This is a genomic window from Flavobacterium rarum (SeqCode), assembly GCF_965234445.1.
Taxonomy (GTDB): domain Bacteria; phylum Bacteroidota; class Bacteroidia; order Flavobacteriales; family Flavobacteriaceae; genus Flavobacterium; species Flavobacterium rarum.
Window position 1 is genome coordinate 43,177 of record NZ_OZ248490.1, and the last position, 19,329, is coordinate 62,505.

The window sequence follows — 19,329 nt, forward strand, 5'->3', positions numbered from 1 at the left end:
ATGGATAAATTCAAATTCTTAGTTCTATTCTTTTCTGTAATGGTTTTTAATTCGTGTTCAAAAAGTGATACCGTTGCTGATGATATTTCTGAAAATCTCTACCCAAATGTAGCTGCAACATTTACTGGCAAAATCGATTTAAACAACTTGGCCAATTATGAAAATCAGTCAATACCAAACTACATTACAAAAGATAATACAAATGGAAATCCGATAACAAATAAAGGAGCTACTCTAGGAAGAGTACTCTTTTATGATAAAAATTTATCGGCAAACAACACGATCTCATGTTCTTCTTGCCACAAACAAGCCAATGCTTTTGGGGATGATGCCATTGCAAGTATTGGTATTAATGGTACTACTACGAGACATTCCATGCGATTGGTAAACTCAAGATTTGCAATTGAAAATAAATTCTTTTGGGATGAAAGAGCTAGTAGCTTAGAAAATCAAACTACACAACCTATTCAAAATCATATCGAAATGGGATTTAGCGGAGCCAATGGAGATGCAGGAATTTCAACTTTGATTACCAAACTTCAAAACATTGAATATTACAAAGAATTATTTAAATTCACTTACGGATCTGAAGAAATTACAGAAACCAAAATTCAATTGGCTTTGGCACAATTCGTCAGAAGTATTCAGTCTTTTGATTCAAAATATGATAGCGGAAGAGCAACTGCCGTAAATGAAAATCAGAACTTTAATAATTTTACAGCACAAGAAAACCAAGGAAAAAATTTATTCTTAAGTCCTCCAGTTTTTGATGCAACTGGAAACAGAACAGCAGGTGGCGTTGGTTGTGCCGCTTGTCATGCAGCACCCGAGTTTGATATTGATCCAAACTCCAAAAACAATGGAATAATAGGTGTATTAAACGGCACTGGAATAGACATTACCAACACTAGAGCTCCTTCTTTAAGAGATCTGTTAAATTCAAACGGTGAGCCAAATAGACCAATGATGCATACCGGAAATCTTGTTACTTTACAAAACGTTATTGGGCATTATGGAGCTATAAACCTAGCACCAGGAAATACAAATTTGGATGCACGATTGCAGCCCAATGGTTTTGGACAACAATTACATTTAACTGCGACCGAAGTAAACTCTTTAACCGCTTTTATCAAAACCTTGTCGGGGACAAAAATTTATACCGATTCAAAATGGTCTTCTCCATTTCAATAAAGTCTTAAAAGCTCCAAAATGGAGCTTTTTTTTACGCTATTCTCAAATTCCAAATAAAATACTGATACAATTGTTTACATTGGAATAAAACTATTTATTTTTTTTAATCAACTTTATACTATTTTTAATATATTTTTAGTTCTATACTATTAAATTGCACTAAAATTACAATTAAATGGACAACATAAAAATACTTTGGGTTGATGATGAAATCGATTTACTCAAACCACACATATTATTTCTGGAGAAAAAAAATTATAGCGTTACCACTTGCAACAATGGTCGCGATGCTATCGATATTTTTGATGAAAACAATTTTGATATCGTTTTTTTAGATGAAAATATGCCAGGAATGAGCGGATTGGAGACTTTGTCGGAAATGAAAGAGAAAAAATCTGCTATTCCAATGATTATGATTACCAAAAGCGAGGAAGAGTATATCATGGAAGAAGCTATTGGTTCCAAAATTGCAGATTATTTGATCAAACCTGTAAATCCAAATCAGATTTTGTTGAGTTTAAAGAAAAACTTGGACCATTCCCGATTGATTTCGCAAAAAACGACTTTGGATTATCAAAAAGAATTTCGAAAAATCACAATGGAAATGTCAATGGTCAATTCCTATGAAGATTGGGTCGAATTATACAAAAAACTCATTTTTTGGGAATTGGAGCTGGAGAATATTGACGACCAAGGAATGATTGAAATTCTAGAATCTCAAAAAGTAGAAGCCAATTCTCAATTTGGAAAATTCATCGAACGTAATTACGAAGATTGGTTTGCACCAAAAGCAGACAAACCGGTTCAATCTCATGATTTATTCAAAGAATTGGTTGTTCCTGAAATACTCAAGAAAGACAAACCAGTACTTTTTGTTGTAATTGACAATTTGCGGTATGACCAATGGAAATCTTTTGAAAGTGTAGTAGGAAACTATTACAAACTAGAAAAAGAGGTTCCTTATTACGCTATTTTGCCTACTGCAACTCAATATGCAAGAAATGCCATTTTCTCTGGGTTAACGCCACTTGAAATGGAGAAACAATTTCCGCAATATTGGAAAAACGATCCAGAAGAAGGAGGTAAAAACTTGTACGAAGCCGAGTTTTTGACTGCTCAAATTAAGCGTTTAAGATTGGATTTAAAGCAAGACTATTTTAAAATCACCAACTTGGCAGGTGGAAAAAAATTAGCCGAAAGTTTTAAATCTTTAAAAGACAATGATCTGGTTACTATTGTTTACAATTTTGTCGACATGCTTTCCCACGCCAAAACCGAAATGGATGTGGTAAAAGAATTGGCCTCAGATGACAAAGCCTATCGTTCGTTAACATTGAGTTGGTTCAAAAATTCTCCACTATTAGAAATCATTCAACAAGCCCAAAAACTAGGATTCAAGTTAATACTGACAACTGATCATGGGACAATAAATGTAAAAAATCCATCGAAAGTGGTTGGGGACAAAAACACAAGTTTGAATTTAAGATACAAAACGGGCAGAAGTCTTACTTATGAGCAAAAAGATGTGTATGCTGTAAAAGAGCCTAAACTCATTGGTTTACCTGCTATAAATATGAGCAGTTCTTATATTTTTGCCAAAAATGATTTGTTTTTGGCCTATGTCAATAATTACAATCATTATGTAAGTTATTACAAAAACAGCTATCAACATGGTGGAATATCATTGGAAGAAATGATTATTCCGTTTTTGGTTTTTAATCCAAAGTAAAAGAAGTGGTCAGTGTTCCGTTTTTAATAAGCAGTTATTATGCTTATGAAGAAATCTAAAAAAACGCATAACCCAAAACGCATAACAGAATATTCAAAACAAATGACAATCACATTTTCTATAGACCAACTTGCCAAAGTTGCTCAACAAATTTTTGAACAAAATCCGCAAAAAGTAATCCTTTTTAATGGCGAAATGGGTGTTGGGAAAACAACATTAATCAAACAGCTTTGCAAAACTCTTGGAGTCGAAGAAGCTACAAGCAGTCCAACATTTTCTCTTGTAAATGAATATCAAACCAACAACAATCAAATTGTGTATCACTTTGATTTTTACCGATTAAACAAAGAGACTGAAGCACTTGACATGGGTGTAGACGATTATTTGTATTCCGGCAATTGGTGCTTTATAGAATGGTCTGAAAAAATCGAGAACTTAATTCCCGAGCAACATACGGTAATTTCAATAGAATTGCTTCCAAATGGCGAACGATTATTAGATTTAAAATAGCTTAAAAATGAATGTAGATCCAAATAAAGTAGAAATTATTCCATTTTCAATAGAATTGAAAGAACCTATAAAAATTTTAAACTTAGAATGGCTTCACAAATATTTCAAAGTAGAACCCAAAGACGAAAGAGTGCTTTCGGATCCTCAAGGAGAAATAATTGACAAGGGCGGAATGATTTTTTATGCCCGATATAATGACAAAATCATAGGAACAGTTTCCTTATTAAAAATAGACGATTCTACATTTGAATTGACAAAAATGGCAGTATCTGATGGAAATCAAGGTTTGGGAGTTGGTAAAAAACTGATGACTCATTGTTTGGCAATTGCTAAAGAAAAAGGAATATCGACCTTAATACTTTATTCCAACAGAATCTTAAAACCTGCCATACACCTTTACGAAAGTTTTGGTTTTATTGAAATTCCTGTAGAAAAAGGAATTTACGAAAGAGCTGATATCAAAATGGAAAAAATAATAAACTAAATTTTCGTTTTATAATTTATTTGTCAATCGAACGCCATTAACTGCATCATAATTTTAAATCTTTTTTGTAAATTGTACCACTTAATACAAACACATCAATGTCTATAAGTCCATTTACAAAAGAACAATTACTACCTCAAGAGGAAAAACTAGAAATTGCTAGACACAAAAGCCAACTATTTATAGGAATTCCAAAAGAGACTAGTTATCAGGAACGACGTATTTGTTTGACACCGGATGCAGTAAACTCACTTACTTATCAAGGACATAGGGTAATGATTGAAGCTGGAGCAGGAGTTAGTTCCAGTTATAGTGACAAAGAATACAGTGATGCTGGAGCAGAAATAACTCAAGATACCAAAAAAGTATTTAGTTGTCCAATGCTTTTAAAAGTTGAGCCTCCAACTGTAGTTGAAATTGAAATGATGCAACCAAAAACGATTGTATTATCTGCAATTCAATTAAAAACTAGAAAAAAATCATACTTCGAGGCTTTATCTCGAAAAAAAATAACAGCACTTGCTTTTGAATATTTAAAAGATGAAGATGGCTCCTACCCTGCCGTTAAATCATTAAGCGAAATTGCAGGAACAGCTTCTATATTGATTGCTGCCGAATTGATGATTACCAATGAATTTGGAAAAGGCTTGCTTTTTGGTAATATTACTGGAGTTCCACCAACCGAAGTAGTGATAATTGGAGCGGGAACAGCTGGAGAATTTGCTGCAAAAACCGCTATTGGTCTTGGAGCAAGTGTAAAAGTTTTTGACAACTCCATTACCAAACTGCGTCGTTTACAAAACAACTTAAACCAAAGAATTTTCACCTCTACCATACAACAAAAATCATTACTTAAAGCTCTAAGACGTTGCGATGTAGCCATTGGAGCTATGAGAGGAAAAGAACGTTGTCCCGTTGTAGTCACTGAAACTATGGTAGAACATATGAAAAAAGGAGCTGTAATTGTTGATATAAGTATTGATACAGGTGGTTGTTTTGAAACTTCTGAAGTTACTACTCACGAAAAACCAACATTTATTAAGAGTAATGTATTGCATTATTGTGTTCCCAATATCCCCTCGCGATATTCCAAAACAGCATCACTTTCAATTAGCAACATAATCACTCCTTATCTATTACAAATTGCAGAAGATGGTGGAATTGAAAGTGCCATTCGCTGCAATGCTGGCCTAAAAAACGGTATCTATTTGTATCACGGTATTCTTACCAACAAAGCCATTGGAGATTGGTTTGATTTACCCGATAACGATATTAATTTAATTGTTTTTTAACTAAACTTTCGACTACCTTTGCCGAAAAATTAAAAAACATGAAATTCATACATCGGTTTGCATATTATCTAGTAGGTTTAATTATGGGTCTTTTTGTTGTAGCTGCTATTTTTAGCGGAAAAGACACCCGTTGCAACTATTTTCCAAATGCGAGAGTCTTAAATGATTTAAGCACAAAACCATTTCTTTACTCCGAAAAAGCATCCCTAATTTTATCCCAAAAATGGGTTGATACTACAGATATAAAAAACACGCTAAAACTTGGAGATGTAGATTTCGATAATAGTAATGTTCCTTTCAAAAAAGGAAAGCTGTATATTATTGATGGAAAAACAACAAAAAATCAGCAAATAACTTTGAAAGTTATCAATTATTCAGACAAAGCGGTTCTGGAAGACATCATCAAAAAATAATCACGCTAAACTCTTCCTTGCGAAGAGTTTTTTTTGTTCTAGAACCATCATTATAATAAAAATAAGGAGCGAAACAATAGGATTTATCAGTAAATAGGATTCCCGCTGTCCTTCCAATTCTTTTGTAGAGGCAGGTTTGAAACCCGTCTCTACAAAAGAATATTCCCTCCCATCAGGGCTAAATGGCCAAAATAGTCTGTTTTTGGAAACATTACCTATTGCAACAATTCATTCCTTAGTCCGTAAAACAATACCTAACAGGTTAAAAAAAACCTGTTAGGAAACGTGCTGTCCTAACAGGTTTTTCAAACCTGTTAGGTATAAATTTAATCTAATTTCAAAACAAAAAAAAACCATAACTCAAATTTTGAATTATGGTATTATTTTATGCATTATAAATAAGCTAAACTTTTCTTAGTGTCAATATAATGGAACAATCTTATTATTTACTATTTTTCCTTTAAAAGAAATAGTATCCCCTTCATTAAATATATATTCTCTTAAATGGTATCGATCTGCAGTTGCAAAACTGCATTTCTCAGGAATATCCTTTTTATGAAATCTAGTTAAGTAGTAACAATTTATATGATCATTTTCATTTCTAAACGAACAAAATATCTTAATCTTATTCAAATAATCTTTTTCTTGCTGTAATGTTGTTTTGGAATATTGCTTATAAAATTTATATTTATTCAAAAAAAGAAGTTTGTCGTAGTCCTCATTCGTGCTAAAAGTTTCACCCCATATTCCAATTTTATTACCCTTATCCATTTGGTCGCTGTAAATGTTCGTAAGAATAATTTCGTGAGAGTTTAGAATATATATTTTTTTATCAATAAGTAATTTTACAGAGTTTTTCTTATAAATTGTACTGATTTTTGAAAATTCAGTCTCATATACTCTAGTTGAACTTCGCCTATTATTTTTATACCCTCCCATATGTGTAGGATGCGAGTTGGTCAACCCAAAATTCACAAAACAAACATTAACTTTTACTTTAGAAAAAGGCGTTAATATGCTGTTTTCTTCCAAAACTACCCCTTTTAATAATGGAAGATTTTCAAATCTATTTTTTTCAGCTTCAGCTAACTCATTATCTTTCGATTGCTCCTCTAATAAACCAATTGTAGTATTTACAGTAAAATATATAACAATAAAAACAACTATCCAGAATAATGCAAAAAAAATAAGTATGATTTTACATCCCATTCTATTTTTAGGATCCATATTAAAGATTTGCTAAATAAGCCAAAACATTTTTTTCAATTCGCTCATTTATATTCGAAATATCTGCTTTTACAAACTTTTCACCAAGAATATTTTCGTACAATTCAATATATCTCTCAGAAACAGTTTCAATGTATTCATCGGTCATATCCGGAATTTGTTGCCCTTCCAAACCTTGAAAACCATTTTGAATCAACCAACGTCTTACAAATTCTTTAGACAATTGTTTTTGCTCTTCTCCCTTATCTTGTCTTTCTTGGTATCCTTCAGAATAAAAATAACGAGAAGAATCTGGCGTGTGAATTTCGTCAATTAAAACAATCACACCTTCTTTTGTTTTACCAAATTCATATTTTGTATCCACCAAAATCAATCCACGACTTGCAGCAATTTCGGTGCCTCTTTGAAATAATGCACGAGTATATTTTTCCAAAACCAAATAATCTTCTTCGGTTACAATTCCTTTTGATAAAATAGCTTCTCTAGAAATGTCAGCATCATGTTCTCCATTTTCAGCTTTAGTAGTTGGGGTGATAATTGGTTCAGGAAATTTATCATTTTCCTTCAACCCTTCCGCCATTGTTACGCCACAAATTTGTCTTTTTCCAAGAGCATACTCACGAGCCGCATGACCTGAAACATAGCCACGAATTACCATTTCTACTTTAAAAGGTTCGCACAAATGACCAACAGCAACGCTTGGATCTGGTGTAGCTATCAACCAATTGGGCACAATGTCTTGAGTCAATTCCATGAATTTAGTAGCAATCTGATTCAAAATTTGTCCTTTGTAAGGAATTCCTTTTGGTAAAACCACATCAAAAGCCGAAAGTCTGTCTGTGGCGACCATTACCAATAAATTATCGTTTATGTTGTATACTTCTCTAACTTTTCCACGATATACTGATTTTTGGTTTGGAAAATTAAAGTCGGTAGTGGTAATTGTATTGCTCATCAGTAGTTATGTGTTGTGTTGTTGTTTTTATGGATGCAAATTTAAAACTATTTAATAGAGAACGCAAGGAAAACCAAAAGTTCTATTTTTAAGCCAAAAGCACTTTTACAAGCACTAATAGATGCTTTCAATGCTCTCAAAACTATTTTAATATGAAACTCTAATTCCCTCTAAAATTTCGGTTAAATATCGAGCTACTCCATCTTCGTTATTTGTAGAAATGACTTCTAAATGAGGCAATTTATTTTTTAAATTTTCTGGAGCATTCCCCATAATTATGCCAATTCCAGCAGTATCCAACATTTTTTCATCATTAAAACCATCACCAAAAGAGATAGATTCTTCAAAAGAAAAACCTTCCAATTCTAGAATTTTAGCAATAGCTACACTTTTATCTACGGATTTGTCCATAAACTCCAAACAAATAGGCAAACTAAAAGCATGACTAAACTTATCGGAATGATTCAGCAGAATTTTATCTTTTAAATCGACTAATTTTTGATGATCATCATGGGTAAAAAACATTTTTATCGCGCTAAAATCTTCCAATTTCGAAAAATCAACTACTTCAGGAGGATAAGCCAAATCTTTTTGAAATGCATTTAACTTTTTATTCGTTTTAGAAGTTTGCCAAACGGATTCTTTAAACAAAACCGTTGTGATTTCTGGGTCAATATCTAATGCCAAAACCGATTTAACTGCATCTCCTTTTATATCAAAAGAATACAAAAGCTCTTTTTGAGGCGAATGAATCCTTGCTCCATTTGAAGTCACCAAATAAACAGGAAATTGCAAATTTTCAATAATCGACATGGCATCCAGATGATGCCGCCCAGTTGCAACGATGATTAAATAATTTTGATTGTGTAATTCTTGAAAAACAGATTTGGTATAGTCAGAAATAGAATGATCTGAGTTCAGTAAGGTTCCGTCAAGATCGCTAATTATTACTTTAATTTTTTGTTTCGACATTTTTTCTTTCAATTGCATTTTTATCATTAGCCAAATTTATTGCATTTGAAGAAGAAACCCAAAAAGTTAGCCTTTAATAAAACGCATTTAACGTATTTATATAGTTATGTTAACTTTATTTGGCAAAACACATACTCAACTGATAATCCCATTGTTTTTTGTTTAAAAAAAAGGAGAAACTCAATAACAGAGTTACTCCTTTTTAATTAAATTATTTAATTTTATCATTAAATGAAAATCTAAGAATTTGTCTCGTATTTAATAATCATTATTTTCAATTTGTTTGTAGGCGTCAATAACTTTTTTAACCAATCGATGGCGTACAATATCTTTATCGTCCAGATAAATTATTCCAATACCATCAACATCTTTTAAAACCAAAATTGCTTCTTTTAATCCCGAAATTGTTCTGCGAGGTAAATCTACCTGACCAGGATCGCCCGTGATCATGAACTTGGCACTTTTCCCCATACGCGTCAAAAACATTTTCATTTGAGAATGCGTTGTATTTTGTGCTTCATCAAGAATTACAAAAGCATGATCTAATGTTCTCCCACGCATAAATGCCAAAGGCGCAATTTGAATAATCCCTTTCAAGATATAATCTTCTAGTTTTTCATTGGGTAACATATCCCGAAGTGCATCATACAAAGGTTGCATGTAGGGATCCAGTTTTTCTTTCATGTCACCTGGAAGAAAACCTAAATTTTCCCCTGCCTCAACAGCGGGACGAGTTAGAATAATTCTTTTGACTTGCTTTTCTTTCAGTGCTTTTACTGCCATTGCTACTCCAGTGTAGGTTTTACCCGTTCCAGCTGGACCAACCGCAAAAACCATATCATTTTTTGCCATTGTATCCACCAACAATTGCTGATTGGGTGTCATGGGTTTAATGATTTTGCCTCCTACTCCATGAACTAAAATTTTATCATGTCCATATGCAATCCTATCCTCTTGCGAATCACTTTGAATGACACGTTCAATTACATTATCATCAATAGTATTGTATCTGGTAAAATGCAACATCAACCGCTGAAACCGTTTTTCAAATTCATCTAAAACTTCTTTGTCCCCAAACGCTTTTAACGTTGTTCCTCTGGCGACAATCTTTAATTTTGGATAATATTTTTTAATAGACTCCAAGTGTGAGTCCTGTGCACCCCAAAAATCTTTTGGAGCAATGTCGATGAGTTCGATGATTCTTTCGTTCAAAATAAGAAGTTTTTAAGTTAATAAATTGAGATAAATTCAATTTTTAATATTTACGCTGAGCGTCCTTTAGACCTCAGTTTTTAATTTTTAATTCTGTAAATAATACTCCAAAACATCTTTCTAGAATTTAAAAAATTCTAGTTTAAAATTATACGATAGCGTTCTTTTTTTTTAACATTGATTCATTCAATAAATCTGAAATTTTCAAGGATAATATTTCACAAAGATTGTCTTTTAAAAGTAAATCTATTTCAGATTCATTCTGTTTTTGAATATTTACTTTCTTTTCTTTTTCATTTTTAAATTTAATTACATTACTAGAAAATTCTGAATAATGCATTTTATCATTAGGCAAGACCTTCTGACTAAATGAATATAGGCTAGAAAAGAAAAGAAATAAAATAAAAATTGACTTTGACATACATTTTGTTTTAATTCAAATAAAAAATCTATTCAAATAAAGAGTAAAATACTTTAGCTTTGCATTTCTCAAATTTAGTAAAAAAAAAGTTTCAACACCAACAAAAGCCAATAGTTATAAACAATTTTATGTCGATAATTACTCTTACAACTGACTATGGCTTGAAAGACCACTTTGTAGGTGCTTTGAAAGGAAAAATATTATCTGAGTATCCAGACGCCACTATTATTGACATTTCGCATCATATAGATCCTTTCAACACCGTTGAAGCAAGTTATATTATCTCAGCATCTTATTCCAGTTTCCCAAAAGGAACCGTTCATATTATTGGAGTAGATTTGGAATCGAATAAAGAAAATCAACATATTGTAATGCAATGGGACGATCATTTCTTTATAGCAGCCGATAATGGTATTTTGAGTATGCTAACACAAAAGATTATTCCACAAAAAATAGCAGCAATTACCATTCACGATCGACTTCATAGTGACGCATCAGATTTGGATGTTTTTGTAAAAGTGGCTTGCCATATTGCAAAGGGCGGCGTTTTAAATGTTGTTGGAAAGGAAATTAACACTTTAAAACAAGTAACCGATTTACAAGTAACACTAACAGAAGAAGGGAATTTGTTGAAAGGAAATGTAATTTATATTGATCATTTTGGAAATGTAGTTACTAATATTTCAAAAAAACACTTTATTGAAAGCGCCAAAGGAAGAGACTATGAAATTATATTCAGAAACCAAAGTATCAAAACTATTTTGCCTTATTATTCTGCAATTGCCAATTCAGACAAATATCCTGTAAAGTATTATGAAGGTCAAAAACTGGCCCTATTTAATGAAGCTGGTTTTCTTGAAATTGCCATTTTTAGAAGTAATCCATTGACCGTTGGCTCTGCAAGTACATTATTAGGATTGAATTATAGAGATGTGGTTTCGATACAATTTAAGAATTGAGATTTTTGATTGTAGATTTTGGAAAAGAAAAGAGAGAAAAGAACATAGAATATAGATTTTATAAATTGTAAACTCTAGAATATCGATTATCATAAAAATTAGTAGATGAAGAAAATATAGGATTAAATTATAAAAACAAAAAAACACAATTCCTTGAATAAAAATCAAGTTCTAAATTAAATCCAAAAATCTAAAATCTGCAATCTAAAATCTAAAATATCACCATGTTTGTACGAATAGTAAAACTGAGTTTTCACGAGGAAAATATACCTGCCTTTTTGGAAAACTTCGAAATAATGAAAGATAAAATACGAAATGCGGAAGGAAATCGTTTTTTAGAGCTGTATCAGGATAAAGACAATAAAAGCATTTTCTTTACATACAGCTATTGGGAAACCGAAGCTGATTTGGAAAACTATCGAAATTCGGAACTTTTCAATACTGTTTGGACATTCACCAAACAATTATTCAATGCAAAACCCGAGGCTTGGAGTGTTGAAAAGTTAGTTTCTTTAGTTTAAGGTTTAAAGTTGTTTAATTGAAAAACCAATTCAAAAACCATTATACTTTTAAACCTTAAACTTTTAAATCCTTAAACTTTTAAACCCTTAAACTTTTTAAACAAAAAATAAAAAAAATGAAGTCAATTGTATTACGAGAAATAAAATCCTTTTTTGGATCTCCAATTGGATATTTAGTAATTGCCCTTTTCCTGATTGGGAATGGATTATTCCTTTGGATTTTTGAAGGAGATTACAACATTTTAAACACTGGTTTTGCCGATTTAACTCCCTTTTTCACTTTGGCTCCTTGGATCTTAATATTCTTAATTCCTGCCGTAACCATGCGAAGTTTCTCGGATGAAAAAAAACAAGGAACACTTGAATTATTACTTACAAAACCCATTAGTCTTTGGGAAATTGTAATTGGGAAATTCTTGGGCGCTTTTCTATTAATTGTAATGGCAATTATTCCAACTTTTATTTATGTAGAAGTGGTTTGGAATCTAGGCTCTCCCGAAGGAAACCTTGATTTGGGAAGCACTCTTGGCTCTTATTTTGGGTTATTATTCTTAATTTCGGCATATTCTTCTATTGGAATATTTACTTCTTCAATTTCAGAAAATCAGATCGTTTCTTTTATTATTGCAGTTTTCCTTTGCTTCTTTTTCTATTTTGGATTTCAAGGATTGGCTTCTATTATACCAAGCTTTTCCACTTTCATTTCCTACTTCGGAATGCAAGATCATTACAAAAGTATTAGCAGAGGTGTTATAGACACAAGAGATGTAATTTATTTCGTAAGTGTTGCCTTCTTATTCCTTTCTTTCACAGTTTTTAATTTAAAATCCATTAAATCATAATGAATGCATTTAATATAAAAAACGCCAAATCATTATTAATTACTGTTGCTGTTGTTCTACTTTTAAACATCATAAGCAATTTCGTTTTTCATCGTTTTGATTTAACTCAAGATCATCGCTATACCCTTTCACCAACAACTTTAAAGATACTTAAAGAGGTGAAAAATCCTTTGTCTTTAAAAGTGTACCTCCAGGGAGAATTACCCGCTGAATTCAAACGATTACAACTGGAATCCAAACAACTTTTGGAAGAATTTCAAGCGTTCAATTCTAATATTATCATCGAATTTGTGGATCCGTTGGAGAACAAAGACGAAAGCATGGACAATATCAAAGAGTTGTACAGAAAAGGCTTAACACCAATAAACATTACTGTTGATGACAAAGGAAAGCAATCTCAATCGATGGTTTTTCCTTGGGCAATTGCTGTTTACAACAATAAAGAAGTGAATATTCCGCTGTTGAAAAACATTATGGGCGCATCTACCACTCAAAAAGTGATTGGATCAGTTCAGCATCTTGAATATTCCATCTCGGATGGAATCAATAAAATTTCCAAAGACAAACAAAAGAAGGTTGCCATCATCAAAGGAAACGGCGAACTTCAGGAACGACACATTGCCAAATTCCTGATGCAAGTACGTGAAAGTTATTTCATAGGTCCATTCACATTGGATTCGGTTGCCCAAAATCCAGAAGGAACTTTAAAATCATTACAAAATTATGATTTAGCAGTTATAGCCAAACCAACCGAAGCTTTTACCGATGAAGAGAAACTGGTTTTGGATCAATTTATCATGCATGGCGGAAAAACACTTTGGCTTATAGATCAAGTCAATGCTGAAATGGACAGTCTTTACAATCCTTCGGGAGCAACATTAGCATTTCCAAAAGACTTGAATTTAAATGATATGCTCTTCAAATATGGAGTGCGTATCAATCCCGATTTAGTCAAAGACGAACAAGGAAGTCCAATTAAACTAGCCAGTGGAGAACAAGGAAGCGGAACGCAATACCAAGATTTTAACTGGAAATTTGCCCCTCAAGTGTATCCTATCAGCAAACATCCAATTGTAAAAAATCTGGGCGGAATTAAATTTGATTTTGCCAACGCTATGGACACTTTAAAAAACGGAATCAAAAAAACGGTATTACTGCAGTCTTCTCCTTATTCAAAAAAGGTGGGCACACCCGTCGAAATTAACCTAAATATGGTTTCGGAACAATCCTCACCTGCAGAATATGCCAATAAAGGAAATATTCCATTAGCCGTATTATTAGAAGGCTCATTTCATTCAATGTATGAGAATCGAGTATTGCCATTTGAAGAAAAATCATTTACAGCCAAAGGAAAAGAAAGTAAAATGATTGTGATTTCGGATGGAGATGTTATAAAAAATCAATTGGATAAGGCAGGACAACCTGTAGAATTGGGGTTTGATCAACGCTCAGGAAACTTGTATGACAACAAAGATTTTATGATGAACTGCGTTAATTACCTTTTGGACGACACCGGACTTATTAACATTCGAAGCAAGGATCTTGATTTACCATTGTTGGATAAAGAAAAAGTGTATGAAAACTATACCTTCACACAGTTCCTAACTATCGGACTACCACTTCTAATTTTGTTCTTATTTGGTCTTATATTTACATTCCTAAGAAAAAGAAAGTACAGCAAATAGATGTTAATAAAAAAGTTGGTTTTCTAGAATAGTTTACAATATATTTGTAAAGTGTATTTTATTTTTTATGATAAAAAAGACACACCTTAAAAAACAAAATAATAGAGATGAAATCGCCATGTTTCAAAAAAACACTCAACATCAATAATGGCGATACCTCCCGATAGCTATCGGGACCAATTAAAAAACAAATATAATCTTCATATGAAATTTATAGTATCGAGTTCGTACTTATTAAAACAATTACAAGTTTTAGGTAGCGTTATCAACAGTAACAACACTTTGCCAATTTTGGATAACTTCTTATTTGAATTAAATAATAACGAATTAACGGTTTCGGCATCCGATTTGGAGACAACAATGTCTGCAACATTGTCTATCGACTCCACTAGTAAAGGAAGTGTTGCGGTACCTGCAAAATTATTATTGGAAATCCTTAAAACCTTTCCGGAACAGCCACTAACTTTCACAGTTGAAGAAAACAGCACTATAGAAATTAGTTCCAATTCTGGAAAATATGCTTTGGCATATGCTCCAGGAGAAGAGTTTCCAAAATCGGTTAACCTAGATGAACCATCAGTTACGTTGGTACCAGCAGATGTTTTGGCAACTGCGATTAGTAAAACTATTTTTGCAGCTGGAAACGATGATTTACGTCCGGTAATGTCTGGAGTTTTCTTCCAGTTTTCTCCTGAAGGTTTAATTTTTGTAGCTACTGATGCTCATAAATTGGTAAAATACGCACGCTCTGATGTAAAAGCATCTCAAGTAGCTGAGTTCATAATGCCAAAGAAGCCGTTGACTATTTTAAAAAGTATTCTAGGTATGTCTGATGCTGAAGTAAAAATAGAATACAACGATTCGAATGCTACTTTTTCTTTCGACAATTACATCTTGATGTGTAGATTAATTGATGGAAAATATCCAAATTACGAAGCAGTTATTCCAAAAGAAAATCCAAACAAATTGATGATGGATCGTTCTCAATTCTTGAGTTCAGTGCGTCGTGTTGCCATTTTCTCAAACAAAACAACACACCAGATTCGTTTGAAAGTGGCTGGAGCCGAATTGAACATTTCTGCCGAAGATATTGACTACTCCAACAAGGCCGAAGAAAGATTGACTTGTGATTACCAAGGAGATGATATGCAAATAGGGTTCAACTCTCGCTTTTTGACTGAAATGTTAAACAACCTGCAATCGGATATGATTATGCTCGAAATGTCATTACCCAATAGAGCTGGAATTTTAACTCCAATTGATGGACTAGAAGAAGGCGAAACCGTAACTATGCTTGTGATGCCAGTAATGCTTAACAGCTAGTTACCTCAAAATACTAAACTAACCAAAACCATTTTTTATATTGAAAAAACCGAAATTCCTAACCAGAGTTTTGGTTTTTTTTTGAACTTAACGGAGCATTTAGAACAGTTTAAAATCATTTACTTCATCAGTCCGATTAAGCTTTTGGGCGTAACCCCCGCTAGAAAAAAGGGCTCGTTTATTTGTCGTCATTGCCCTTTTTTCTATCGGCGGTCGTGCTATCCGCGCTACTTCGGTAGCTAGCTTCTATCACTTACGCGTATACAAGAACTTTAACGAAAATTATAAGATTTTATTTTTCAAAAGAACTAAATCAATTCCTCTTTAATTATCCTGCAAGGTCTTTTTTTTGACCTGGTAGGTATATTGGTAGTATAGCATTAGGTTAAATACTTACAAGGTAAAACCCGGATTCAGCATTAGACATTATTACGCAGAGTTACACGAAGAATTCGCGAAGAATCACAAAGTTTTTTAACCTCCTTCAAAGAATTAGATTTCCCTTTGCGTGTCTTTGCGTGTCCTTTACGCATCTTCGTAAAATATTTCCTATTGCGGAATCTCGGTTAAAAAAAACCTTGCAGAAAATGGTGCAAATCAATCTTTGTCAAAGTTCAAAACTTTGACAAAGATTACTGCGACTGAATACTAAAAAACTGAATACTGAACACTTTTTTTAAATCACACCCATCTTCTTCATCAAAAAAGTGGCGCTTTTATTTTTACAAATACCGTCACGAAGTGTGTAATCAAAATGCAGTTCATCGTTGCTGATTTCGACTTCAAAACATTTGTTGGTTAGAATCTCGGGATATTCATTGGTGGTTAAGCAAACTTCTATGTCGTGAGTAGCTATCGCTCCAATGGCTTTTTTGGCAATTACTTTTTTTACCACTTCAATGGTACCATTTCGTTTATCATCGGAGTTGGTACCCCTTAGAATTTCATCCAAAAGTACAAAGGCAGGATTTGCTTCCAACTCGTCCATAATTTGCTTTAAGCGCTTGATTTCGGCAAAGAAATAGGATTCACTGTCGGATAAGGAATCCGAAAGTCGCATAGAAACCAAAACGGGTAACGGATGCACATTGGCCTGACTCGCGCATACAGGAGCACCCATCCCTGAAAGCACCATATTAATTCCTAAACTACGCAGAAAAGTACTTTTTCCAGACATGTTCGAACCTGTCAAAATCATAAACGATTGCGGATGAAACTGCACCTCATTCCCTACTCTAGTTGCTGGATTCAATAAAGGATGACTTAAATCGGAGAAATCAATTTTGTAATTTGAGTTTAAAGTTGGGTAGACAAACTCGGGATTGTTATACGAGAAATTGGCCAAACTGTTGAGCATTTCAAACTCGCCAATTACTTCCAGCCATTCTTCCAAAACTACGGCGTGTTGTTTTTTCCAATTAATCATAGATTTTAAGACATGTAAATTGAACAAAAAAGTTCCGTTAAACAACAAGGCAGTTACAAAATTACCAATACTGTCCATTTTGGAAAATAACTCTGCCAATTTCTGAAGATGAACGCTTGCTTTCTCATTCTGAAAGTGCAATTTTTGTTGCAAAGCAATTAATTTTTCGGAAACGAAAGTTTCATTTTCTATTTTCTGAACCAATAAACCGTATTGCTTGATAATCACATTTATATTATCGGCTTGTGCAATTTCCATTTGGATGCGTTTTAGGAAATTACCTAAAATCATCAAATTAAAAATAAACAAATAAGACATTGCGGAAAGCAAAAAAGGATTTGAAGTCAATACATATCCTAAAACACAACTTACAAATAGTACAGGAAATAAATACGAAATTACTACAGCTCCTTTGGATAGTGGCTTACTATTATAGACGCTCCATTGCAGTAAGGTTTTGTAAAACGTTTCTTTGTCCTGCCCTACTTTGGCGAGAGCCAAAAACTCTTGACGCCAGTTTAATTTATCTTTTAACTCTTGAACTGCTTGATGATTCTGAAGGATTTCAGTATTTGGCAAAAGAGTTAATAACTGTTTTCCTAATGTTTTTTTTCCGATAAAAGTAGAAGTTCTATTAAGATTCTGAAACAAGGAATGTTCCCCAAAAATATCCAAATCGTAAGCGTAAGGATGATGAAAATCGTTGAATTCTATTCCGTTTTCAAAAGGGATTGCTTTGCGTTCCAAATAAGTAATTTCATTTTGGTTGATTTCAACCAAAGCGCTTTTTATTTTTCGATGAAATGATAATTTGGAATGGAATTTCATCAAAATAATAAAACTAGCAAATAATACAATTGCCAAAACGACAAATACTGATTCGCTAGTTTTTATGTAACAAAATAAACTCCCTAAAAAAAGTAAAATACTGATAAGTCTAAAAAAACTTATAGTGTTGTATTTTGTATTGATTGACTTTAACTCCTCTGAATAGCTTTTGCTATTGCTTTTGTATATTTCCATTATTTGTTTTACTGAAATACAAATGTAAGGAAAGTCATTGTCAATGGCAATATCAATTTCAATATCAATATCAATGGCAATAACAATGGCAATTGCAATGGCAATATTGAAAAAATCTTAATTCTTAATTCTTAATTCTTAATTCTTAATTCTTAATTCTTAATTCTTAATTCTTAATTCTTAATTCTTAATTCTTAATTCTTAATACTGAAATCTAAAATCACTCCTCCTCGTGCATCGCCAAAACAGGAACTATTGAAAGGTTAGTCATTTTTTGGGTAAAACTTGGATTAAACAACTCAGAAAAGAAATTTCGTTTATGGGTAATCATTGCTAAGATGTCAATACTTTTGTGTGACACAAAATCCAAAATGGTTTCTTTAACGAGATCGCTATTTATTATTGAAAATTGAACTGGTTCGTTTTCAAACTCCTTTTTCCATTGATCGATTTTTGCTTGAGAAATATCTGATTTACTCGTTTTTACATACAAGCATTTTACAATTGATTTGGTTTTCTTGGCTATTTTCAGGACTTGCAAAAGAGCTCCTTTGTCTTTGTCTTGAAAACGTGTGGTAAAACCAATCCCTTCAATTTTAGTAAATTTAGCTTCTAGTGGAACGCTAAGTACAGGAACATCGACCGTAGTAAGTACCGCTCCTGTGTTGGATCCTATAAAAAAAGATTCCCAACCCGATGAGCCCGAAGTTCCCATTATGATAAAGTCGATTTTTTCTTCCTTGATTGTTTCTTTTATACTATAAATCAAATCACCATCCATCAGTTTATGACTTAGTTTGATGTTTTCTAGTTTTTCTTTCTGCGCTAGTTCACGAAGTTTTGGAATTTCTTCTTTGAACATATCAAATTGTGCCAATTGCAAAGAATCAAAAATAGTATAATAATTGTCGGGAGTAAATTGATTGTCTACTATAGGCAACTCAAAAGTATGCAATAATAGCATTTCGGCATTTACAGTTTTGGCAAAATGCAATGCGTGAATAAAAGCATTATTGGCTACTTCTGAAAAATCGGTGGGAAATAAAATCTTTTTCATTACTCTTTAATTTATTAGGTTTAATTGATGAATATTTATTTTCGAGTTACTTAAATATTAAAATTAGAGTCTGATGAACTCAATCTT

Annotated in this window: 18 protein-coding genes; 11 read left to right on the top strand and 7 right to left on the bottom strand. The window is 32.7% G+C overall.

The annotated features are described in order from the left end of the window. From AC8GF4_RS08320 to AC8GF4_RS08345, 6 genes are all read left to right on the top strand, one after another. Positions 1-1,191 (top strand): cytochrome-c peroxidase, encoded by a 1,191-nt coding sequence (locus tag AC8GF4_RS08320; protein ID WP_506593817.1) that lies wholly within the window; start codon positions 1-3, stop codon positions 1,189-1,191. 175 nt (positions 1,192-1,366) lie between these two features. Further along, positions 1,367-2,920: a T9SS response regulator signal transducer PorX gene (porX, locus tag AC8GF4_RS08325; protein WP_506593818.1), complete on the top strand. Its 1,554-nt coding sequence runs from the start codon at positions 1,367-1,369 to the stop codon at positions 2,918-2,920. A 102-nt stretch (positions 2,921-3,022) separates the two neighbouring features. Further along, positions 3,023-3,430 (top strand): tRNA (adenosine(37)-N6)-threonylcarbamoyltransferase complex ATPase subunit type 1 TsaE, encoded by a 408-nt coding sequence (gene tsaE, locus AC8GF4_RS08330; RefSeq protein ID WP_506593819.1) that lies wholly within the window; start codon positions 3,023-3,025, stop codon positions 3,428-3,430. A gap of 7 nt (positions 3,431-3,437) precedes the next feature. Beyond that, positions 3,438-3,914 carry a GNAT family N-acetyltransferase gene (locus AC8GF4_RS08335; RefSeq protein ID WP_506593820.1) on the top strand — a complete coding sequence of 159 codons (477 nt, stop codon included), beginning with the start codon at positions 3,438-3,440 and terminating at the stop codon, positions 3,912-3,914. A 98-nt stretch (positions 3,915-4,012) separates the two neighbouring features. After that, complete coding sequence (locus AC8GF4_RS08340; RefSeq protein ID WP_506593821.1) at positions 4,013-5,206, top strand: alanine dehydrogenase; 1,194 nt, start codon at positions 4,013-4,015, stop codon at positions 5,204-5,206. A gap of 38 nt (positions 5,207-5,244) precedes the next feature. After that, positions 5,245-5,619 carry a DUF4258 domain-containing protein gene (locus tag AC8GF4_RS08345; RefSeq protein ID WP_506593822.1) on the top strand — a complete coding sequence of 125 codons (375 nt, stop codon included), beginning with the start codon at positions 5,245-5,247 and terminating at the stop codon, positions 5,617-5,619. A gap of 420 nt (positions 5,620-6,039) precedes the next feature. On the opposite strand, the gene AC8GF4_RS08350 is transcribed toward AC8GF4_RS08345, so the two are convergent. The 5 genes from AC8GF4_RS08350 to AC8GF4_RS08370 form a co-directional block, all read right to left on the bottom strand. Next, positions 6,040-6,846, bottom strand: coding sequence for a hypothetical protein (locus AC8GF4_RS08350; RefSeq protein WP_506593823.1), 807 nt, complete (start codon positions 6,844-6,846; stop codon positions 6,040-6,042). 1 nt (position 6,847) lies between these two features. After that, positions 6,848-7,801, bottom strand: a complete 954-nt coding sequence (locus tag AC8GF4_RS08355; protein WP_506593825.1) for a phosphoribosylaminoimidazolesuccinocarboxamide synthase — start codon at positions 7,799-7,801, stop codon at positions 6,848-6,850. A gap of 147 nt (positions 7,802-7,948) precedes the next feature. After that, on the bottom strand, positions 7,949-8,773 hold the full coding sequence (locus AC8GF4_RS08360) for a Cof-type HAD-IIB family hydrolase (RefSeq protein ID WP_506593827.1): 825 nt from the start codon (positions 8,771-8,773) through the stop codon (positions 7,949-7,951). Between the two features lie 258 nt (positions 8,774-9,031). Next, positions 9,032-9,985, bottom strand: a complete 954-nt coding sequence (locus tag AC8GF4_RS08365) for a PhoH family protein (protein WP_506593829.1) — start codon at positions 9,983-9,985, stop codon at positions 9,032-9,034. A gap of 148 nt (positions 9,986-10,133) precedes the next feature. Next, positions 10,134-10,406 (bottom strand): hypothetical protein, encoded by a 273-nt coding sequence (locus AC8GF4_RS08370; RefSeq protein WP_506593831.1) that lies wholly within the window; start codon positions 10,404-10,406, stop codon positions 10,134-10,136. Between the two features lie 128 nt (positions 10,407-10,534). On the opposite strand from AC8GF4_RS08370, the gene AC8GF4_RS08375 reads away from it, so the two are divergent. The 5 genes from AC8GF4_RS08375 (at position 10,535) to dnaN (ending at position 15,736) form a co-directional block, all read left to right on the top strand. After that, the gene (locus tag AC8GF4_RS08375; RefSeq protein WP_506593833.1) at positions 10,535-11,365 is read left to right on the top strand and encodes an SAM hydrolase/SAM-dependent halogenase family protein; all 831 of its coding nucleotides are present in this window, start codon (positions 10,535-10,537) and stop codon (positions 11,363-11,365) included. Between the two features lie 224 nt (positions 11,366-11,589). Further along, the gene (locus AC8GF4_RS08380; protein WP_506593835.1) at positions 11,590-11,886 is read left to right on the top strand and encodes a putative quinol monooxygenase; all 297 of its coding nucleotides are present in this window, start codon (positions 11,590-11,592) and stop codon (positions 11,884-11,886) included. Positions 11,887-12,002: 116 nt separating this feature from the next. Next, on the top strand, positions 12,003-12,728 hold the full coding sequence (gene gldF / locus AC8GF4_RS08385; protein ID WP_506593837.1) for a gliding motility-associated ABC transporter permease subunit GldF: 726 nt from the start codon (positions 12,003-12,005) through the stop codon (positions 12,726-12,728). Further along, positions 12,728-14,413, top strand: coding sequence for a gliding motility-associated ABC transporter substrate-binding protein GldG (gene gldG, locus AC8GF4_RS08390; RefSeq protein ID WP_506593838.1), 1,686 nt, complete (start codon positions 12,728-12,730; stop codon positions 14,411-14,413). The genes gldF and gldG overlap by 1 nt, the downstream gene beginning before the upstream one ends. 204 nt (positions 14,414-14,617) lie before the next feature. Next, positions 14,618-15,736, top strand: coding sequence for a DNA polymerase III subunit beta (gene dnaN, locus AC8GF4_RS08395; protein ID WP_506593840.1), 1,119 nt, complete (start codon positions 14,618-14,620; stop codon positions 15,734-15,736). Positions 15,737-16,412: 676 nt separating this feature from the next. On the opposite strand, the gene AC8GF4_RS08400 is transcribed toward dnaN, so the two are convergent. Continuing rightward, positions 16,413-18,185: a MutS-related protein gene (locus AC8GF4_RS08400; protein ID WP_506593842.1), complete on the bottom strand. Its 1,773-nt coding sequence runs from the start codon at positions 18,183-18,185 to the stop codon at positions 16,413-16,415. A gap of 220 nt (positions 18,186-18,405) precedes the next feature. Beyond that, entirely contained in the window at positions 18,406-19,242 is an 837-nt protein-coding gene (locus AC8GF4_RS08405) for a universal stress protein (protein ID WP_506593844.1), read from the bottom strand. Positions 19,243-19,329: the final 87 nt, after the last annotated feature.